Source organism: Streptomyces sp. NPDC002309, from assembly GCF_053593375.1.
Map to the genome: position 1 here is coordinate 43,871 of NZ_JBSFCI010000034.1, position 19,728 is coordinate 63,598.

The 19,728-nt window shown below is 72.3% G+C and carries 17 protein-coding genes; 9 read left to right on the top strand and 8 right to left on the bottom strand.

Annotation, left to right across the window (positions count from 1 at the left end):
• Nucleotides 1-71: 71 nt before the first annotated feature.
• Nucleotides 72-1,109, top strand: coding sequence for a LacI family DNA-binding transcriptional regulator (locus ACWCPM_RS25965; protein WP_450978672.1), 1,038 nt, complete (start codon nucleotides 72-74; stop codon nucleotides 1,107-1,109).
• A 109-nt stretch (nucleotides 1,110-1,218) separates the two neighbouring features.
• On the opposite strand, the gene ACWCPM_RS25970 is transcribed toward ACWCPM_RS25965, so the two are convergent.
• On the bottom strand, nucleotides 1,219-2,004 hold the full coding sequence (locus tag ACWCPM_RS25970) for a VOC family protein (RefSeq protein ID WP_450978712.1): 786 nt from the start codon (nucleotides 2,002-2,004) through the stop codon (nucleotides 1,219-1,221).
• A gap of 314 nt (nucleotides 2,005-2,318) precedes the next feature.
• Here ACWCPM_RS25970 and ACWCPM_RS25975 point away from each other — a divergent pair, with 314 nt between their 5' ends.
• Nucleotides 2,319-2,564, top strand: coding sequence for a WhiB family transcriptional regulator (locus ACWCPM_RS25975; RefSeq protein ID WP_450978673.1), 246 nt, complete (start codon nucleotides 2,319-2,321; stop codon nucleotides 2,562-2,564).
• A 70-nt stretch (nucleotides 2,565-2,634) separates the two neighbouring features.
• On the opposite strand, the gene ACWCPM_RS25980 is transcribed toward ACWCPM_RS25975, so the two are convergent.
• From ACWCPM_RS25980 to ACWCPM_RS25995, 4 genes are all read right to left on the bottom strand, one after another.
• Nucleotides 2,635-3,609: an acyl-ACP desaturase gene (locus ACWCPM_RS25980; protein ID WP_450978674.1), complete on the bottom strand. Its 975-nt coding sequence runs from the start codon at nucleotides 3,607-3,609 to the stop codon at nucleotides 2,635-2,637.
• Nucleotides 3,610-3,746: 137 nt separating this feature from the next.
• Nucleotides 3,747-4,523 carry a dimethylargininase gene (gene ddaH / locus ACWCPM_RS25985; protein WP_450978675.1) on the bottom strand — a complete coding sequence of 259 codons (777 nt, stop codon included), beginning with the start codon at nucleotides 4,521-4,523 and terminating at the stop codon, nucleotides 3,747-3,749.
• A 256-nt stretch (nucleotides 4,524-4,779) separates the two neighbouring features.
• Nucleotides 4,780-6,402 carry an ABC-F family ATP-binding cassette domain-containing protein gene (locus tag ACWCPM_RS25990; RefSeq protein WP_450978676.1) on the bottom strand — a complete coding sequence of 541 codons (1,623 nt, stop codon included), beginning with the start codon at nucleotides 6,400-6,402 and terminating at the stop codon, nucleotides 4,780-4,782.
• Between the two features lie 327 nt (nucleotides 6,403-6,729).
• Entirely contained in the window at nucleotides 6,730-7,146 is a 417-nt protein-coding gene (locus tag ACWCPM_RS25995) for an SsgA family sporulation/cell division regulator (protein ID WP_450978677.1), read from the bottom strand.
• 363 nt (nucleotides 7,147-7,509) lie between these two features.
• Here ACWCPM_RS25995 and ACWCPM_RS26000 point away from each other — a divergent pair, with 363 nt between their 5' ends.
• Both ACWCPM_RS26000 and mmpA read left to right on the top strand, forming a co-directional pair.
• Nucleotides 7,510-8,217, top strand: a complete 708-nt coding sequence (locus ACWCPM_RS26000) for an endonuclease V (protein WP_450978678.1) — start codon at nucleotides 7,510-7,512, stop codon at nucleotides 8,215-8,217.
• A 114-nt stretch (nucleotides 8,218-8,331) separates the two neighbouring features.
• Nucleotides 8,332-8,466: a morphogenic membrane protein MmpA gene (mmpA, locus tag ACWCPM_RS26005; protein WP_450978679.1), complete on the top strand. Its 135-nt coding sequence runs from the start codon at nucleotides 8,332-8,334 to the stop codon at nucleotides 8,464-8,466.
• A gap of 92 nt (nucleotides 8,467-8,558) precedes the next feature.
• Here the strand turns inward: mmpA and ACWCPM_RS26010 are convergent, their stop codons facing one another.
• The gene (locus tag ACWCPM_RS26010; RefSeq protein ID WP_450978680.1) at nucleotides 8,559-9,749 is read right to left on the bottom strand and encodes a saccharopine dehydrogenase family protein; all 1,191 of its coding nucleotides are present in this window, start codon (nucleotides 9,747-9,749) and stop codon (nucleotides 8,559-8,561) included.
• Between the two features lie 91 nt (nucleotides 9,750-9,840).
• On the opposite strand from ACWCPM_RS26010, the gene ACWCPM_RS26015 reads away from it, so the two are divergent.
• The 4 genes from ACWCPM_RS26015 to ACWCPM_RS26030 all read left to right on the top strand — a co-directional run bounded on the left by ACWCPM_RS26015 (nucleotide 9,841) and on the right by ACWCPM_RS26030 (nucleotide 14,975).
• Entirely contained in the window at nucleotides 9,841-10,221 is a 381-nt protein-coding gene (locus tag ACWCPM_RS26015) for an MmcQ/YjbR family DNA-binding protein (RefSeq protein WP_450978681.1), read from the top strand.
• A 146-nt stretch (nucleotides 10,222-10,367) separates the two neighbouring features.
• A complete protein-coding gene (locus ACWCPM_RS26020) occupies nucleotides 10,368-11,546 on the top strand; it encodes a CaiB/BaiF CoA transferase family protein (RefSeq protein WP_450978682.1) in 1,179 nt (392 codons plus the stop codon).
• Nucleotides 11,543-12,757 carry an acetyl-CoA C-acetyltransferase gene (locus ACWCPM_RS26025; RefSeq protein WP_450978683.1) on the top strand — a complete coding sequence of 405 codons (1,215 nt, stop codon included), beginning with the start codon at nucleotides 11,543-11,545 and terminating at the stop codon, nucleotides 12,755-12,757. Before ACWCPM_RS26020 ends, ACWCPM_RS26025 begins: the two co-directional genes overlap by 4 nt.
• A gap of 34 nt (nucleotides 12,758-12,791) precedes the next feature.
• Nucleotides 12,792-14,975 (top strand): 3-hydroxyacyl-CoA dehydrogenase NAD-binding domain-containing protein, encoded by a 2,184-nt coding sequence (locus ACWCPM_RS26030; RefSeq protein ID WP_450978684.1) that lies wholly within the window; start codon nucleotides 12,792-12,794, stop codon nucleotides 14,973-14,975.
• Here ACWCPM_RS26030 and ACWCPM_RS26035 read toward each other — a convergent pair.
• Both ACWCPM_RS26035 and ACWCPM_RS26040 read right to left on the bottom strand, forming a co-directional pair.
• The gene (locus ACWCPM_RS26035; RefSeq protein ID WP_450978685.1) at nucleotides 14,961-15,665 is read right to left on the bottom strand and encodes a MerR family transcriptional regulator; all 705 of its coding nucleotides are present in this window, start codon (nucleotides 15,663-15,665) and stop codon (nucleotides 14,961-14,963) included. The genes ACWCPM_RS26030 and ACWCPM_RS26035 overlap by 15 nt on opposite strands.
• Nucleotides 15,666-15,889: 224 nt before the next feature.
• Nucleotides 15,890-17,389, bottom strand: coding sequence for a M1 family metallopeptidase (locus ACWCPM_RS26040; protein ID WP_450978686.1), 1,500 nt, complete (start codon nucleotides 17,387-17,389; stop codon nucleotides 15,890-15,892).
• A 215-nt stretch (nucleotides 17,390-17,604) separates the two neighbouring features.
• Between ACWCPM_RS26040 and ACWCPM_RS26045 the strand changes: the two genes are divergently transcribed.
• Nucleotides 17,605-19,653 carry a Xaa-Pro dipeptidyl-peptidase gene (locus ACWCPM_RS26045; protein WP_450978687.1) on the top strand — a complete coding sequence of 683 codons (2,049 nt, stop codon included), beginning with the start codon at nucleotides 17,605-17,607 and terminating at the stop codon, nucleotides 19,651-19,653.
• Nucleotides 19,654-19,728 lie beyond the last annotated feature (75 nt).

The window sequence follows — 19,728 nt, forward strand, 5'->3', positions numbered from 1 at the left end:
TGCTGAGCGCCCCCTCTCACGCCCTGGCGTGCGGTTATCCTGATCGGCAAGCGCCGGTGAGGAGTCCCGAAGTGTCCGAGGCAGTGTCACGTCCCACGCTGGAGGCCGTGGCCGCCCGGGCCGGGGTGTCGCGCGCCACCGTCTCCCGCGTGGTCAACGGCGGGGACGGAGTGCGCGAGCCGCTGATCGAGCGGGTCCGGCGGGCCGTCGACGAACTCGGGTACGTACCCAACCAGGCGGCCCGCAGCCTGGTGACCAGACGCCATGACGCCGTGGCCGTCGTCATCGCCGAGCCGGAGACCCGCGTCTTCGCCGACCCCTTCTTCGCCCTCCAACTCCGCGGCATCAGCAAGGAGCTGACCGCGCACGACAACCAACTCGTGCTGCTGCTCACCGAAGGCCGCGACGACCACGCCCGCGTCGGCCGCTATCTGGCGGGCGGACACGTCGACGGGGCGCTGGTGTTCTCGCTGCACCTCGACGACGCCCTGCCCGCCCTGATCCAGCGCGCCGGCATCCCCACCGTGTTCGGGGGCCGGCCGGGCTGGCGGGACGACGACGGTCGCGGCGCCGTGTACGTCGACAGCGACAACCGGGGCGGGGCCCGCGAGGCCGTACGGCATCTGGTGGGCCTCGGCCGCGGACGCATCGCGCACATCGCCGGGGCCCTGGACCAGACGTCGGCGGTGGACCGTCTCGACGGCTTCCGGGACGTCATGTCCGGCACCGACCCCCGGCTGATCGCCGAGGGCGACTTCACCCCGGCCGGGGGCGAGCGCGCGATGCGAGCGCTCCTGGAGCGCCGTCCCGACCTGGACGCCGTGTTCGCCGCCAACGACCTCATGGCGTCGGGCGCCCTGCGCGTGCTGCGCGAAGCGGGGCGGCGGGTGCCCGACGACGTCGCCGTGGTCGGCTTCGACGACATGCTGCCCGTCGCCGAGCAGACCGACCCACCGCTCACCACGGTCCGTCAGGACATAGAGGAGATGGGCCGTCTGATGGCCCGCCTCCTCATCGGCAGGCTGCGCGGAGGCCCCGACGAGCCGGAGGAGGGCGCGGCACCCGGTGTCGTCCTGTCGACGACCCTCGTACGCCGCGCCTCGGCCTAGGAGCGCCCCTCCGGAGGCCGTGGCCCACGCGAGGGCCGGCGCGTCGGGTTCGGCCGGAACGCGGGGCCCGGGCGACGGCAGGCGGGTCGCGAGGCCGGGGCCGGCAGGCTCAGGATTGCGGCCTGGCGCTCCTGATCAGGGCGAAGCGGGCTCCGTACGGATCGGCCAGTTTGGCGATGCGGCCGACATCGGGCAGGTCAAGGGGCTCCACGCGGACCGTGCCCCCCAGCTCCCGGGCCCTGGCCACCGCGGCGTCCGTGTCGGTGACCTCGAAGTACGGCAGCCAGTAGGGCACATCCTCCGCGGGGTCGTCCGCCAGCGGGACGAGGCCCCCGAACATGGTGTCCTCCTCCTGCCCGGCAGGGTTGACGCAGGTGTACGAACCGCCCGGGGAGTTCGCCGCCGACGTCTCCCAGCCGAGCAGCCTGTTGTAGTAGCCGGCGGCCGCCGCGATGTCCGTCGTGTACAGCTCCAGCCAGCACAGCGCGCCGGGTTCGTCGAGCACGTCCACGCCCTTGTTGAGCCCGGGCTGCCAGATGCCGAACGGCACGCGCTGCTGGTCCGCCAGGATCGCCATGCGGCCCTGGTCCATCACGTCCATGGGTGCCACCAGCACCCGCCCGTGGGCCTGCTCGGCCGCCTCGGCGGTGGCCTGCGCGTCCGGGCTGTGGAAGTACACCGTCCAGGACGGCGGGCCCTCCTCGCCGGTGGTCTGCATGCCGCCGGCCACGGTCCTGCCGTCGAGCTGGAAGAAGCCGTATCCACCGGCCTCGGGTCCCGCCGACCGGAACTGCCAGCCGAAGAGACCGCCGTAGAAGTGGAGGGCGCCGTCGATGTCGGGGGTGGCGACATCGACCCAGTTCGGAGCCCCGTTGACGAAACGGGTGGTGAGCATCATGGCCTCCCGGTCGTGCCCGCTGCCTGCACTGCCGAGTCTCGCACCGCGCACCGGCAACCGCGTGCCTGACACCTCCCGCCGAACGCGTTCTTGACGCTCACCTTCCGCGACGAGCGGGATTTTCGTCGTCCCCCGCCGTTCCATCACGTCGCGGCTCCATAGCGCCGCCGTTTCCGCGCGCGGCCGTTTCCGCGCGCCGCTGTGCGTCGCGCCCCGCCGCGCGGGCATCATCGGGGCGGCCGGGGGCTCTGTGCGGGCGCGTTGAGCACGCGTTGATGGAACGTTTTTCGCGCCGCGGCAGGCTCTGTGTCATGCACTTCGAAACCAGCACCGAGGCGGACACCGCCTGGCAGGCCGAGGCCTTGTGCGCACAGACGGGGTCGGACTTCTTCTTTCCCGAGCCGGGCAGCTCGGTGCGTGAGGCGAAGCGCATCTGCGGGCTGTGCGAGATGCGCGCCGTGTGCCTCGACTACGCCCTGACGAACGACGAGCGCTTCGGCGTCTGGGGCGGCCTGTCCGAGAAGGAGCGCCTCCAGCTCCGCCGCACCTCCTGCTGACCGGACTGACCGGTCCTCAGCGGGTGCGGCGACAGGAGGGGGCGGGACTCCGCCCCCTCGGCCGGACCGCTCAGACCGCTCCGCGTGCCGCCATCCGCGCCTTGCGCGCCGCCAGCTTCTCGTCGAACTTCAGGGCCTCCGCGTCCAGCCCGTTCATGTAGAGCCCGAGCTCCTCCTGGGCCTTCAGGCCCTCGGGTCCGAACCCGTCCATCTCCAGGATCTTCAGGAAGCGCAGCACCGGCTGGAGCACGTCGTCGTGGTGGATGCGCATGTTGTAGACCTCGCCGATGGCCATTTGCGCGGCGGCCCGCTCGAAGCCGGGCATGCCGTGGCCGGGCATACGGAAGTTGACGACGACGTCCCGCACCGCCTGCATCGTCAGGTCGGGCGCCAGCTCGAAGGCCGCCTTCAGTAGGTTCCGGTAGAAGACCATGTGCAGGTTCTCGTCGGTCGCGATGCGCGCCAGCATCCGGTCGCAGACCGGGTCACCCGACTGGTGGCCGGTGTTGCGGTGCGAGATGCGGGTGGCGAGCTCCTGGAAGGCGACGTAGGCGACCGAGTGCAGCATGGAGTGCCGGTTGTCCGACTCGAAGCCCTCGCTCATGTGCGACATCCGGAACTGCTCCAGCTTGTCCGGGTCCACCGCGCGCGAGGCCAGCAGGTAGTCGCGCATCACGATGCCGTGCCGGCCCTCCTCGGCCGTCCAGCGGTGCACCCAGGTGCCCCAGGCGCCGTCACGGCCGAAGAGGGAGGCGATCTCGTGGTGGTAGCTGGGGAGGTTGTCCTCGGTCAGCAGGTTGACGACCAGCGCGATCCGGCCGATCTCGGTGACCTTGGACTGGCCCTTCTCCCACGCCTCGCCGTCCTCGAAGAGGCCGGGGAAGTTGCGGCCGTCGGTCCAGGGCACGTACTCGTGCGGCATCCAGTCCTTGGCGACCTTCAGGTGGCGGTTGAGCTCCTTCTCGACCACTTCCTCCAGGGCGTACAGCAGCCGGGCGTCGGTCCAGACGGAGGGGCTGCCGAGGTGCGGAGAGGTGATCGTCACGGGTACTCCAGGGGGACGTGGGACCATGAGGGTCGGACCGGCGAGCGGAGCCGGGAACCTACGGGATCGTAGGCTACGAATCCGTAGGTTACGAAGACGTAGGTTAAGTGCGCCGTAAAGACCCCTGTTCAGGCCACCTAGGCATACAGCTCACGGAGCCGTACCGAGAGGCATGTCACACACCCTTCGAGTTTCTCGAACTCGCTGATGTCCACGACCACCGGGGTGTAGCCGAGGTCCCTGAACAGCTCCGCGGTCTTGGGGGCGCTGGCCGCCATGAGCAGTTCGTTCCCGCCGAGCAGCACGACGTGGGAGCCGGAGGGCTCCGGCACATGCAGAAAACGGGCGAACAGCGACGGCGTGTCCATCAGCGGGATGTGCCCGATCACCGTCCCGTCGGGCAGCGCCGTGACCGCCGACTTCAGATGCAGCACCTTGCTGACGGGCACGGCGACCACGCGTGCCCCGAGCGGTTCGAAGACGGCCCGCAGTTGGCGCAGCCCGGCGGCGTTGGTGCGCCCGCCCCGTCCGACGTAGAGCGTGTCGCCGACCTTCAGCACGTCACCGCCGTCCAGGGTGCCCGGCTCCCAGATCCAGTTCACCGAGCAGCCCAGACGGGCGACGGCCTCCTCGACGCCCCCGGTCTCGTCCCGCCGGGACTGGGCACCGGAGCGCGCGATCAGGGCGACGTTGCGGTACACGACGACGGTGTCCTCGACGAACACGGCGTCCGGGCAGTCGTCGGCCGGATCGACCTCGATCGTCTCCCAGTCGTGGCTGCCCAGCGCCTCCACGTACGCCTCCCACTGGCGCTCCGCGAGCTCGGCGTCGGCCTTCTCCCGCCGGATGTGCGTCACCAGGCCTTCCACGAGGCGCGGGCCGGGGCGACGGATGAGGGCTTTCCTGCTGGGCACGTGCGGTCTCCGTATCGGATGGGGCGTCGTCGCTGTCCGGATACCCGGGTCCGGCCGGAACGTGCAGGGGCAGGCCGACATCATGCAGGGACATCGTGGGAGAGGACAGCCCCCGGACCCGTCCCCGCGCGGACGTCTTCCGCGGGAGTTCCCCCACGGAAGGCGTCCGTGCCAGAGCCCGCGCCGGGCGCCACCAACAACCGGGTCCGGACCCCGCGACCCTGGGCGGCCCGGGCCGGCGTCCTCCCCACGGGCGCTAGGAGGGGTCCCCGACAGCCTCCGGCGTGACCTCCCTGAGTTCTCCGGCCAGCAGCAGCCAGCGGGTGATGCCGATCGACTCCAGGAACGGCAGATCGTGACTGGCCACGATCAACGCCCCCTCGTACGACTCCAGTGCCGTGGTGAGCTGCCGCACGCTCGCCATGTCCAGGTTGTTCGTCGGCTCGTCCAGCATCAGCAGCTGCGGGGCGGGCTCCGCCAGCATCAGCGCGGCCAGGGTGGCGCGAAAGCGCTCCCCGCCGGACAGTGTGTCCGCCTGCTGGTCCGCCCGCGCGCCCCGGAACAGGAAGCGGGCCAGCCGCGCCCGGACCCCGTTGTTGGTGGCGCCCGGCGCGAACCGGGCCACGTTCTCCGCGACCGTCAGCCCGCCGTCCAGCACGTCGAGCCGCTGCGGCAGAAAGCGCAACGGCACATGCGCCGTCGCCTCGCCGGACACCGGCGCCAGCTCCCCGGCGACGGTGCGCAGCAGCGTCGTCTTGCCCGCGCCGTTACGCCCGACCAGCGCGATCCGCTCGGGACCGTACAGATCGAAGCCGCCCTCGACCCTCGCGCCGTACGCGAGTTCCAGGTCCCGCAGGGTGAGCACGCTCCGGCCCTGCGGCACCGCGGTGTACGGCAGGTCGACGCGGATCTCGTCGTCGTCCCGTACGGCGTCCACGGCCTCGTCGAGCCGCTCCCTGGCGTCGGCGAGCTTCTCCTCGTGCAGGATGCGGTGCTTGCCGGCGGACTCCTGCGCCGCGCGCTTGCGCGCCCCCATGACGATCTTCGGCTCGCGCTTCTGCTCGAACATCTTCTGGCCGTACCGCTTGCGACGAGCCAGTTTGACCTGGGCGTCGGCCAGTTCGCGCTTCTGCTTGCGGAAGTCGGCCTCGGCGACGCGCACCATCCGCTCCGCCGCCTCCTGTTCCGCCTCCAGGGCCTCCTCGTACGCCGAGAAGTTCCCGCCGTACCAGGTGATCTCCCCGGAGCGCAGATCGGCGATCTGGTCGACCAGTTCGAGCAGTTCGCGGTCGTGGCTGACCACCAGCATGACGCCCGGCCAGTCCGCGACGGCCGTGTACAGCCGTCTGCGCGCGTACACGTCGAGGTTGTTGGTGGGCTCGTCCAGCAACAGGATGTCCGGGCGGCGCAGGAGCAGCGCGGCCAGCCGCAGCAGGACGGACTCACCGCCGGAGATCTCGCCCACGGTGCGGTCCAGCCCGACATGGCCGAGGCCGAGTTCGCCGAGGGTGGCCAGGGCGCGCTCCTCGACGTCCCAGTCGTCGCCGACGGTCTCGAAGTGCTCCTCGGCCGGGTCACCGGCCTCGATGGCGTGCAGCGCGGCACGCCGGGCGGCGATGCCGAGGGCCTCGTCGACGCGCAGCGCGGTGTCCAGGGTGACGTTCTGAGGGAGGTGGCCCACCTCGCCCGCGACACGCACGGTGCCGTCGGCCGGGGCCAGACCGCCGGCGATCAGTTTCAGCAGGGTCGACTTCCCCGATCCGTTGACGCCGACGAGCCCGGTCCGGCCGGTACCGAAGGAGGCATCGAGGCCGTCGAAGACGGAGGTGCCGTCGGGCCAGGCGAAGGAAAGGGACGTACAGGTGATCGAAGTATGCACAGGGGCCTCGCGGTTGCTTGAAGCGTTCAGGGGCAACGCGTGTCGAGACACCGGAAGGCGGCGACCACCGTGCGGGCCGTGGGCCCAGAGGTGTGGGAGCACAGGGAAAGCCCCGCTCCGCAAGGACGGCTCGAACGCCGAGGTCGCACGCGGCGTACACACCTGACAGGTGCGACGCGGTGTCTCAGGACCTCAGACGAGCAACGTCCTTCTCCAATCGGCGGCAACAGGACCGCATTCAACGTACGAGGGGTGCCGGGGCCTGTCAACGGATTAACGGGCGCCCGCGGCCGGACCGCACCGGCGGCGAGGGAGGAAGGACGCCGGTCAGCAGGCGTCCCGCATCAGCTCCGCCAGGTCGTGGTCCAGGTCGAGGTGGGCGTGCTCCAGGCCCTCGGGCACCAGCACGCGCGTCGCCGCCAGGAACCGGAGCAGCTCGCCCGAGCGGACGTGCACGACGGCCGTGCCCTCACTGGCGTGGAACTCCAGCACCGTCCGGTCGTAGCCGTACGGCCGCACCCGGACGTCGCCGCGGCCCTCGGGCTCGTGCATGCCGGCGGCCAGCAGCTCGCGGGAGAAGGTCCAGCAGACCTCCTCGTTCTTCAGCGTGGCCTGGGCCGGGAACGTCATCCGGATCGCGAACGGATCGGTCAGGTCGTAGATGAGTGTCGCGGGGATGCTGGGCATCCGGGGCGCGGCGGCGACGAGGCGTGCCTCGACTGTCTGCTCGATGACGGTGGACATCGCCTTGCTCCCTTGTGACGGCCGGACGGACTTCCGGTGTGAGGCCGGGCACTGGGTGAGACGACGGAATCCGCGCATCCGTGCACTCGCGCTCAGTGACGTGCGTCACCGTGCGCGGCGCCGGCGAGGGCGCCGCGTCGCCCGTGCGCGGCGCTGCTCGCGCCCCGTTCGTCGTCCTCGCGGCACGACGGGGGCACTCGTCCGCCCGGCGTGGGCGGAAGTGGGCGGACATGCCGGGCGGGTTCCGTGAGCGGCTCCACCAGGCGGCCGCGCGGCGCCCCTCCACGGCCCTTCGGACACGAGTGGACGGCGGCCGCGGCGCGTCCCGGGGTGCCCGCCGGGCCCCGTACGCTCGTCCTCACCATGACGACGACGGTCCCCATCCCCGAAGGCTGGCCCAGCACCGACGAGCAGGCCCGTGCCGTCCAGGACGAGTTGCGCCGCGGGGTCGTGCTCGACGAGCCGGGGCCGCCGCCCGGCACGGGCCACGTCACCGGCGTCGACGTGGCCTACGACGACGACCGCGACGTGGTGGCGGCGGCGGCCGTCGTGCTGGACGCGGCCACCCTCGGCGTCGTCGCCGAGGCCACGGCCGTCGGGCGGATCTCCTTCCCGTACGTGCCCGGACTGCTCGCCTTCCGTGAGATCCCCACCGTCCTCGCGGCCCTGGACGCGCTGCCCGTCGCGCCCGGCCTGGTGGTCTGCGACGGCTACGGCCTCGCGCACCCGCGCCGCTTCGGGCTCGCCAGCCACCTCGGCGTCCTCACGGGCCTGCCCACGATCGGCGTCGCCAAGAACCCGTTCGCCTTCACCCACACCGACCCCGCACCCGCGCGCGGGTCGTCCTCCCCGCTGCTGGCGGGGGAGGAGGAGGTGGGCCGCGCCCTGCGCACCCAGCAGGGCGTCAAGCCGGTCTACGTGTCCGTCGGGCACCGCGTCTCGCTGGACCCGGCCTGCGCGCACGTACTGCGCCTCAGCCCGCGCTACCGCCTGCCCGAGACGACCCGCCTCGCCGACTCCCTGTGCCGCCGCGCCCTGCGCGAGGCGACGGCCGGCACCGCGGACGCCTGACCGAGTACGCCGCGCGGGACGGGGCCCGTCTGAGTACGCCGCCGCGCGGGTCCGGGCCCGTATGAGTACCCGTACGGATGCCGGGGCGCGGCCGTGATCCGCAGGCTGGGCCGCATGACGACACACCGTGGCCCCGAGCCCGCCGCCCGCCCGAGCCGCCCCTTGGCGGCGGCACTGGCCTGCGCCGTACCGGCGGGACTGGCATGGCTCGGCGCGATGATCTGGACCTTGGCCCGGTGGACCATGTGACACCGCGACAGGCGGCGGTACGGCTGCCCCCGGCGAGCCGGTGCTCCCGGGCGGGCGCGGTGACGGGAGCGCGGCCGTCGTGGCGCCGCGCGCTACCTGCTCGCCGCCAGGCGGAACGTGATGCCCGCCGCGCGGAGGCGGTCCAGGAGCGCGTCGCCCATCGCCACCGCCGTGGTGACCTGTCCGGCGGTGGGCGGCAGGGTGTCGAAGGCCAGGGACAGGGCGCCCTCCGCGAACATCTTCGCCGTCTCGCCGTAGCCGGGATCACCGCCCGCGACCTCGGTGAACACCTTCCGGCCGCCGCCCTCGCCCACGAAGCGCACGGAGAACCAGCTCTTCGCCCGCCTCTCCGCGCTCGGCCCCTGTCCGGGCTTGAGCCGGTCGGACAACCACCTTCGGGCGGGTGGCAGTTGGGCCGCGGTCGCCAGTGCGCCGACCGCCGCGACCCCGCCCACCGCGACCGGCAGCCGCCGGACGGCCGCGTAGTGGCGGTAGCGGAAGTCGGGGCCGTACCGCTCCAGCGCCTTCGCCGACCGGCGCACGATCTGCGGATCGATCGTCGGCAGCGGCAGCGCCCAGGCGCGCACCTCGGGGACGAACCGCGGTGCCCCGGACGGCGCGGTCGCCCGCCGCCCCACCAGCCTCGGCTCGTGCCGGTGCCGGTCCCGTGCGGCGGCGGCCATCCGACGGGGCCGCGCGAACTGGTTCAGGGCGGAGGCGAACGTCCCGCCCGAGAACGCCGCGTCCACCGTGACGAACCCGTCCACCGTCAGCGGCACACCCTCGGGGAGCTGCTGGACGGTGTAGTACGCGCCCAGGTCGTGCGGCACCGAGTCGAACCCGGCCGCGTGCACCAGCCGGGCGCCGGTCTCCCGGGCCCGGGCGTCGTGGCGGACGTACGTCAGGTCGACGAACTCGGGTTCACCCGACAGGTCCAGATAGTCGGTCCCGTTGTCCGCGCAGGCCGCCACCAGTTCCTCGCCGTACGTCACGTACGGGCCCACCGTCGTGGCCACCACGCGGGCCTGCTCGGCGAGGCGGCGCAGCGACGCGGGGTCGGTCACGTCGGCCCGCAGCACCCCGATCTCCGGGCCGTCGGGCGACCGCTCCCGCAGCCGCTCCCGCAGCCGCGCCAGGGGGAGTTCACCGCGCCCGGCGACGGCCCAGCGCAGATCCTTCGGCGCGTGCTCGGCGAGGTACTCGGCCGTCAGCGTCCCCACGAAGCCCGTGGCTCCGAAGAGCACGATGTCGTACGGCCGGTCGGCCCTGGAAGGCTTGCTCATGACACCCCTCGCTTCCGCAGCCCGCGCCGCTGTCGGTGGCTGAGGCTAGCGTGAGCGGAGCGGAGCGCGACGACGAGCCCGGAGGTGGACGGTGACCGTGCCCAGGAACGCCCTGAAGAAGTGGGAAAAAGTGCGCGAGTTCGCGCTCGGGCTGCCCGGCGCGGTCGAGGAGTTCCCCTGGGGTGACTCCGTGGCCAAGGTCGACAAGAAGGTGTTCGTGTTCCTCGGCGTGGCCGACGGCAGTCACCCGCTGGGTGTCACCCTCAAGCTCAAGGACGACACCAGCCACGCCCACGCCCTGTCCGCCCCCGGTGCCGAGCCCGCCGGCTACGGACTGGGGAGGTCCGGCTGGGTGCGCGTCCCGGTCCAGCCGGAGGGTGCCCCCGCCGCGGAGCTCCTCTGCGACTGGGTCGAGGAGAGCTACCGGACGATCGCCCCCAAGCGCCTGACGGCGGAGCTCGACGCACGCTGACGCCGCACCGGCGTGGTGGTACCGCCGACGACCTGGCACCCTGGATGTCTAAGCGCTTGCTCGTTCAGGCCTTGTGCCGCTCGCGGCACGTTCCTAACATCACCGGTGTTACATCAGTTGTGTCATAGCGACAGGGGCTGAAGACCATGGCGAACACGCCACCGCACGGTCCGCTCACCGGCGTACGCGTGGTCGAGCTGGCCGGCATCGGCCCCGGCCCCTTCGCCGCCATGCTCCTCGCCGACCTCGGCGCCGACGTGGTCCGCGTGGACCGACCCGGTGGCGGCGGCCTCGCGATCGACCCCCGCCACGACATCACCAACCGCAACAAGCGCTCCGTGATCGTCGACCTGAAGTCCCCGGACGGCCCCGCCCGCGTCCTGGACCTCGCGGCCCGCGCCGACGTCCTGATCGAGGGCAACCGCCCCGGCGTCGCCGAGCGCCTCGGTGTCGGCCCGGAGGCATGCCACGCCCGCAACCCGGCGCTGGTCTACGGCCGGATGACCGGCTGGGGCCAGGACGGCCCGCTCGCCCCGCGCGCCGGCCACGACATCGCCTACATCGCGCCCACCGGCACCCTCGGCATGATCGGCCGCCCCGGTGAGCCCCCGGCCGTCCCGGCCAACCTGCTCGGCGACTACGCGGGCGGCTCCCTCTACCTGGTCGTCGGCGTCCTCGCCGCCCTGCACCACGCCCGCGCCACGGGAACCGGCCAGGTCGTGGACGCCGCCATCGTCGACGGCACCGCACACCTCACCGCGATGATCCACGGCATGCTCGCCGCGGGCGGCTGGCAGGACCGGCGCGGGGCCAACCTCCTCGACGGCGGCTGCCCCTTCTACGGCACCTACGAGACGGCCGACGGCCAGTACATGGCGGTGGGCGCGCTGGAACAGCAGTTCTACGACGAGTTCGTCACCCTGCTCGGCATCGCCGACCAGGCCCCCGCCCGCAAGGACGTCACCCGCTGGGACGCACTGCGCGAGGCCGTCGCCGCCCGCTTCAAGACGCGGACCAGGGACGAGTGGACCGCCCACTTCGAGGGCACCGACGCCTGCGTGGCGCCCGTGCTGTCGCTGCGCGAGGCCCCGCACCACCCGCACCTCGCCGCGCGGGGCACCTTCACCGACCACGGCGGCATCACCCAGCCCGCCCCCGCACCCCGCTTCTCCGCCACCCCGACCGCCGTCCGCGGCGGCCCGGCACAGCCCGGCGCCGCCACCGCGGACGTGGCCCGCGACTGGGACGTACCGAGCCTGACGCAGGACGGGCCGCTCACGTCCCCAGCACCTGTGAAAGCCCCTCACCGAAAGGCCCCCCAGTGACCACCGAAGCGTACGTGTACGACGCGATCCGCACCCCGCGCGGACGTGGCAAGGCGAACGGCGCCCTGCACGGCACCAAGCCCATCGACCTGGTCGTCGGGCTCATCCACGAACTCCGCGACCGCTTCCCGGGCCTCGACCCCGCCGCGATCGACGACGTCGTGCTCGGTGTCGTCGGGCCCGTCGGCGATCAGGGCTCCGACATCGCCAGGATCGCAGCCGTCGCCGCCGGGCTGCCGGACACGGTCGCGGGCGTGCAGGAGAACCGCTTCTGCGCGTCCGGCCTCGAAGCCGTCAACATGGCCGCGATGAAGGTCCGTTCCGGCTGGGAGGACCTCGTCCTCGCGGGCGGCGTCGAGTCGATGTCCCGGGTGCCGATGGCCTCGGACGGCGGCGCCTGGTTCAACGACCCGATGACCAACCTCGCGACCAATTTCGTCCCGCAGGGCATCGGCGCCGACCTGATCGCCACCATCGAGGGCTTCTCCCGCCGCGACGTCGACGAGTACGCGGCCCTGTCGCAGGAGCGCGCGGCGACCGCCTGGAAGGAGGGCCGCTTCGCGCGCTCGGTCGTGCCCGTGAAGGACCGCGCCGGCCTGGTCGTCCTCGACCACGACGAGCACCCCCGTCCCGGCACCACCGCAGACTCGCTCGCCAAGCTGAAGCCGTCGTTCGCGGACATCGGCGACCTCGGCGGCTTCGACGCCGTGGCGCTGCAGAAGTACCACTGGGTCGAGAAGATCGACCACGTGCACCACGCGGGCAACTCCTCCGGCATCGTGGACGGCGCCGCCCTCGTCGCGATCGGCTCCAAGGAGGTCGGCGAGCGCTTCGGGCTCACCCCCCGCGCGCGGATCGTCTCCGTCGCGGTCTCCGGCTCCGAGCCCACCATCATGCTCACCGGCCCCGCCCCCGCCACCCGCAAGGCCCTCGCCAAGGCCGGGCTCACCATCGACGACATCGACCTCGTCGAGATCAACGAGGCCTTCGCCGCGGTCGTCCTGCGCTTCGTGAAGGACATGGGCCTGTCCCTGGACAAGGTCAACGTCAACGGCGGCGCCATCGCCCTCGGCCATCCGCTCGGCGCCACCGGCGCGATGATCCTCGGCACCCTCGTCGACGAACTCGAGCGCCAGGACAAGCGGTTCGGCCTCGCCACGCTGTGCGTCGGCGGCGGCATGGGCATCGCCACGATCGTCGAGCGCATCTGACCCGGTCCGTCCCACATCCCGATACGGAGCAGCAATGACCGAGAGCACCACCATCCGCTGGGAGCAGGACGAGACCGGCGTCGTCACCCTCGTTCTCGACGACCCGGGCCAGTCCGCGAACACCATGAACCAGGCGTTCCGCGACTCCCTCGCCGCGATCACCGACCGGCTGGAGGCCGAGCGGGACTCCATCCGCGGCATCGTCTTCACCTCCGCCAAGAAGACCTTCTTCGCCGGCGGCGACCTGCGCGACCTGATCCGGGTCACCCCCGAGACCGCCCAGCAGCTGTTCGACGGCGGCCTGGCCATCAAGCGTGACCTGCGCCGCATCGAGACCCTCGGCAAGCCGGTCGTCGCCGCGATGAACGGCGCGGCGCTGGGCGGCGGTTACGAGATCGCCCTGGCCTGCCACCACCGTGTCGCCCTGGACGCGCCCGGCTCGAAGATCGGCTGCCCCGAGGTCACCCTCGGTCTGCTGCCCGGAGGCGGCGGAGTGGTCCGCACCGTGCGCCTGCTGGGCATCACCGACGCCCTGCTGAAGGTGCTGCTCCAGGGCACCCAGTACAGCCCGCGGCGCGCCCTGGAGAACGGCCTGGTCGACGACGTCGCCGAGACCCCGGAGGAGATGCTCGCCAAGGCCCGCGCGTTCATCGACGCGAACCCCGAGTCGCGCCAGCCCTGGGACAAGCCCGGCTACCGCATCCCCGGCGGCACCCCCGCCAACCCCAAGTTCGCGGCCAACCTGCCCGCCTTCCCCGCCAGCCTGCGCAAGCAGACGAACGGCGCCCCCTACCCGGCCCCGCGCAGCATCCTCGCGGCGGCCCTCGAGGGCTCCCAGGTCGACTTCGAGACCGCCCAGGTCATCGAGGCCCGCTACTTCGTCGAGCTCGCCGCCGGTCAGACCTCGAAGAACATGATCCAGGCGTTCTTCTTCGACCTCCAGGCCGTCAACTCCGGCGCCAACCGGCCCAAGGACGTCGAGCGCCGTCAGGTCGCCCGGGTCGCCGTCCTGGGCGCCGGGATGATGGGCGCCGGCATCGCCTACTCCTGCGCCCGCGCCGGCATCGACGTCGTGCTGAAGGACGTCTCCCTGGAGGCCGCCCTCAAGGGCAAGGAGTACTCCGAGAAGCTGTGCGCCAAGGCCGTCGCCAAGGGCCGTACGACGCGGGAGAAGGCCGACGCGCTGCTGGCCCGCATCACCCCCACCGCGGAGGCCCAGGACCTCGCCGGCTGCGACGCGGTGATCGAGGCCGTCTTCGAGGACACCGCGCTCAAGCACAAGGTGTTCCAGGAGATCGAGCAGGTCCTCGCGCCGGACGCGCTGCTGTGCTCCAACACCTCCACGCTCCCCATCACCGCCCTCGCCGAGGGCGTCGAGCGCCAGGGCGACTTCATCGGGCTGCACTTCTTCTCACCGGTCGACAAGATGCCGCTCGTCGAGATCATCAAGGGCGAGCGGACCGGTGACGAGGCGCTCGCGCGCGCCTTCGACCTGGTCAGGCAGATCAACAAGACACCGATCGTCGTCAACGACTCGCGCGGCTTCTTCACCTCCCGTGTCATCGGCCACTTCATCAACGAGGGAGTGGCGATGGTCGGCGAGGGCGTCGAGCCCGCCTCCGTCGAGCAGGCGGCGGCCCAGGCGGGCTACCCGGCCAAGGTGCTCTCCCTGATGGACGAGCTGACGCTCACCCTCCCGCGCAAGATCCGCGGCGAGACGCGGCGCGCCGTCGAGGAGGCGGGCGGCACCTGGACCCCGCACCCGGCGGACGCCGTCATCGACCGCATGGTCGACGAGTTCGGCCGCACCGGCCGCAGCGGCGGCGCCGGCTTCTACGAGTACGGCGAGGACGGGAAGCGCGCCGGCCTGTGGCCGGGCCTGCGGGAGCACTTCACGCGCCCCGGCACCGAGATCCCCTTCCGGGACATGCAGGAGCGCATGCTCTTCTCCGAGGCGCTCGACACGGTCCGGCTGCTGGAGGAGGGCGTGCTGACGTCGGTCGCCGACGCCAACATCGGCTCCGTCTTCGGCATCGGCTTCCCCGGCTGGACCGGCGGCGTCCTGCAGTACGTCAACGGCTACGAGGGCGGCCTGCCCGGCTTCGTGGCACGCGCGCGGGAGCTCGCCGAGCGTTACGGCGACCGCTTCCAGCCGCCGGCGCTGCTCGTGGAGAAGGCGGAGAAGGGCGAGCGCTTCAGCGACTCAGCCCGTTCCTGACCCCGCGACCCACTCGCCCAGCTCCTCCTTCAGCGACCGCTGGAAGGTGGTCAGGAGCGCCTGCACCACCAACGGGTGCATATGGGCCGACAGGGACTTCACGTCCCGCGGCCTTTGCTCCGCGACCTCACCGCGGAAGAGCTGGGCGAGTTCGTGCGCCGCGGCGCGCGAGTGTGCGATGAGCACCTCGCGCGCCGCCAGGATCGCCTCCTGCGAGAGCGGCACGTCCAGCAGGCGGATGCCCAGCCGCAGCAGCCCGAGGTCGACGTCGTAGGAGTCGCCTCCGGGGCGGACGACGTCCATCGCCGTGAGGCGCTCGATGTCGCTGTCGGCCAGGGGCCGCCCCGCCCGCCGCTCCAGCTCCGCGCGTGTCATGGTCTCCACCGTGTCCGGCGCCCAGGAGGCCACCACCGCCCGGTGGATCGCCAGGTCGTGCGCGCTGAGATCCGGCGGCAGCTGCCGCAGATAGCGCTCGATCGCGGCCAGCGTCATCCCCCGCTCCTGCAACTCCTCGATGAGTTCCAGCCGGGCCAGGTGTTCCCTCCCGTAGTGCCCCACGCGCCGCGGGCCGATCTCCGGCGGCGGCAGCAGGCCCTTGGTGCCGTAGAAGCGCACGGTGCGCACCGTGACGCCCGCCCGCGCGGCCAGCTCGTCGATCGTGAGGGTCGGCTCCTCGGCGTCGGTCGTCATGCGCAGCAGTATCGCTGTCTCACCAGTGCTGTGAAACCTCACGCACACCGGTGTCCCCATGGTCGGGAGCACGATGGGAAGGGGCGCGGGGAACCGCGCGACCGGCCCCGGACGACCCGCGGCCACCCACCGCCCGGTGGGTCCGGGGCGAGTATCCGGTTCACCGTGCCCCTGCCGTACGCCGACAGCCACCTGATCGACTCCGGGACGCACCCGCGCGGGTCCTACCGGCCGTGCTCCTGGTCGTGCACCCCGTTGGTCGCGGCGATCTTCTTCCATGACTTCGGCTCCGCCTTCGCCCGGGGAGAGAGCGCCGCGTCCCGCGCCGCGGGCGCTCCCGGCTTCGACGGCTGGAACAGCCAGGTGTCGAACAGCCCGCCCAGCCGCTGCCCGGAGACCCGTTCGGCGTACCGGCGGAAGTCGGCCACCGAGGCGTTGCCATGGGCGTACTCCCGTGGCCAGCCCTTGAGAACGGCGAAGAAGTCCTCGTCGCCGATCTCGTTGCGCAGTGCCTGCAGGGCCAGCGCGCCCCGGTCGTAGACGGCCAGATGGAACTGGTTCTCCGGCCCGGGGTCACCGGGACGGACGGTCCAGAACGGATCGTCCGCCGGATGCGACGCGTACACGTGGTCCGCGAGCTCCTGTGCCGTTCCCTCGCCCTCGCTCTCGGACCACAGCCACTGGGCGTACCGCGCGAAGCCCTCGTTGACCCAGATGTCCTTCCACCGGGACACCGACACCAGGTCGCCGTACCACTGGTGGGCCAGCTCGTGCACGACCACGGACGTGTTCGATCCGTTCGAGAACTGACGAGGGCTGTAGAAGGGCCGGGTCTGCGTCTCCAGCGCGTAGCCGGTGTCGGTGTCCGGGACGTAGCCGCCGAGCGCGTCGTACGGATACGGCCCGAAGTAGCCGGTGAGCCAGTCCGCGATCTCACCGGTCCGCTCGACACTGGCCCGTGCCGCTCCGCCGAGGTCGCCCAGATCCTTGGAGTACGCGTTGATCACGGGGATGCCGCTCTCCGACGTCCCCGTCGTGATGTCGAACCTGCCGACCGCGAGGGTGGCGAGGTAGGTGGCCTGCGGCTTGTTGGACCGCCACGACCAGCGGGTCCAGCCGGCCCGCGAACTCGTCGACTTGAGCGTGCCGTTGGAGATGGCCTGCGTGCCGTCCGGGACCTGTACCGACACGTCGAAGGTGGCCTTGTCCAGCGGGTGGTCGTTGCTGGGGAACCACCACCACGCCGACTCGGGCTCACCGGCCGCGACCCCGCCGTCCGCCGTCCGCAGCCAGCTGGTGAAGCCGTACGCCCGCTCGGACGACGGCACTCCCTTGTAGCGCACCACCACGGTGACGGACGCGCCCTTGGCCAGTGGCTTGCTCGGCGTGATCTCCAGTTCGTGCTCGCCGGAGGTCCTGAACGCCGCCTTCGCGCCGTCGACCCGCACCTCGCCGACGTCCAGCAGGAAGTCCAGGTTGAACCGGGTCAGGTCCTGCGTGGTCCGGGCCAGCAGGGTCGCCGTGCCCTCCAGCCGGTCGTCCGCGGGCCGGTACTTCAGCCGCAGGTCGTAGTGGGAGACGTCGTAGCCGCCGTTGCCGTACGCCGGATAGTAGGGGTCGCCGATGCCCGGGGCGCCGGGGGAGTGGTTCGCGGCCGACGCCGGGATCGCCAGCAACAGGGACGCCGCCGCGAGCGCGCCCGGCGTCGTGGTTCTGCGGTGCACTGAAGCTCCAAGTCGTGGGGGGCCGGAGGACTGTCCGGAGCCTATGCATGCCCGGGCGGAACGGGCTTGCCCACAACAAATGCCGTCACATGAACGCCATTCGGCCGACATACACCCGGACGCCCCAATGCCGGTCCCCCGTCACCCGCGTGCGCTCCGGCGCGTCGTCAGCCGCCCCCTTCTGCACAGCAGTTGACGGCGGTACCGTCCGGCGCATGCCGACACGTACGCGCTTCATGACCTGGAGACCGCTCGCGACGGCGGCCGTCGCCGCGCTGACGGCCACGTTGCTCAGCCCCGCCGCCGCACAGGGCGCGCCGGGCGGGAGCACCCCACGGGAGACCACGTCGAGAGAGACCGCCTCACCGGAGACCGCCTTACCGGGGACCGCCTCACAGAAGACCGCCCCACGGGAGAGCCGCCCCGTCTACGCGTACGACACGGCCGTCCGTGAGGCCGTCTGGGTGGACACCGGCCTCGACGGCGACGGTGACGGCAGGTCCGACCGCGTCGCTGTCGACATCGTGCGCCCGCGCGAACCCGCCCAGCAGGGCCGCAAGGTGCCGGTCGTCATGGAGGCGAGCCCGTACTACTCGTGCTGCGGCCGGGGCAACGAGAGCCAGCGCAAGACCTACGACGCCGACGGTAACGTCGTCGGGACGCCGCTGTACTACGACAACTACTTCGTACCGCGCGGCTACGCGTTCGTCGCCGTCGACCTCGCGGGCACCAGCCGCTCCGACGGCTGTGTCGACGTCGGCGGCCGCTCCGACGTGCGCTCCGCGAAGGCCGTCGTCGACTGGCTGAACGGGCGCGGCAGGGCCTGGACCACCCGCACCGGCACCACCAGGGCCACGGCCGACTGGACCGACGGCAGAACGGGGATGATCGGCAAGAGCTGGGACGGCACCGTCGCCAACGGTGTCGCCGCCACCGGCGTCGAGGGCCTGGAGACCATCGTGCCGATCGGCGCGATCTCCTCCTGGTACGACTACTACTTCGCCAAGGGCGCCCCGCTGTACGACTCCGGCCCCGACTGGCTCTCCGACTACGTCAACAGCCCGGACGCCCGCGCCCGCTGCGGCGCCGTCCAGCGCGGGCTCGCCGACGGCGCCCCGCGCTCCGGCGACTGGACGCCGCTGTGGAGCGAGCGCGACCACGTCCGGGACGCGGACAAGGTGCGGGCCAGCGTCTTCCTGGTCCACGGCATGCAGGACCTCAACGTGCGCATGCAGCATGTCGGCCCGTGGTGGGACGCCCTCGCGGAGAACGGTGTGCAGCGCAAGATCTGGCTCTCCCAGACCGGACACGTCGACCCCTTCGACTTCCGCCGTGCCGCCTGGGTGAAGACCCTGCACCGCTGGTTCGACCATGAACTCCTCGGCCTCGACAACGGCATCGACCGCGAGCCGATGGCCGACATCGAACGCCATCCCGACCAGTGGGTGACGTCGGAGTCCTGGCCGCCGCGCGGCACGGGGACCGTACGGCTGAATCCCGCCGAGGGCACCCGCCCCGGGGTCGGCAGCCTGGACCTGCGCCCCGGCGCCGGCACCGAGACGTTCACGGACGATCCAGGACGCGGCGAGACCGACTGGGCCGCACGGATCGACCTGACCACCCCGGACAAGGCCGGCTTCGTCACCCGCCCCCTGGGCCGCGACCTGCGCCTGGCGGGCTCGTCGAAGGTCACCGTCACCGCGACCCCCACGACCTCGACGGCCCACCTCTCGGCCGTCCTCGTGGACCTCGGTCCCGCCACCGTCCGCGACTACGCCGACGCCGCCGAGGGCATCACCACCCTGCCCGAACGCACCTGCTGGGGCCCGTCCACCGCCGGTGACAGTTCCTGCTACAAGGAGACCCGGGCCAGGAAGACCGACGTCGGCTACACGATCGTCAGCCGCGGCTGGGCCGACCTCGGCAACCACGCCTCGGACCTCACCGGCCGCCCGCTCACCCCGGGCGAGCCGTACACCCTCACCCTCGACCTGGCCGCGACCGACCACGTGGTCCCGGCCGGACACCGGCTGGGCCTGATCGTCGCGGGCACCGACAGGGACCTCATCGAGCCCCCGGCCCACATCCCGGCGCTGACCCTGGACCTGTCGCGCACCTCCGCGCGTGTCCCGGTCGTCGGCGGAACGGCCGCCTACGTCCGCGCCACCGCAGGCGTCCGGGCCGAGGCCGCCCGTCCGGCCGCCGAACTGACCGGTGTCCGCGCTCCGCGCGACGCGGCGCGCCTGCCGGACGGGGGGCGGTGATCCCGACGCGGCGTGTCCCGCGCACGGGCCGATGAGACAGGCCTATTTTCCGCCACATGGGTAGGGGCGGGAGGG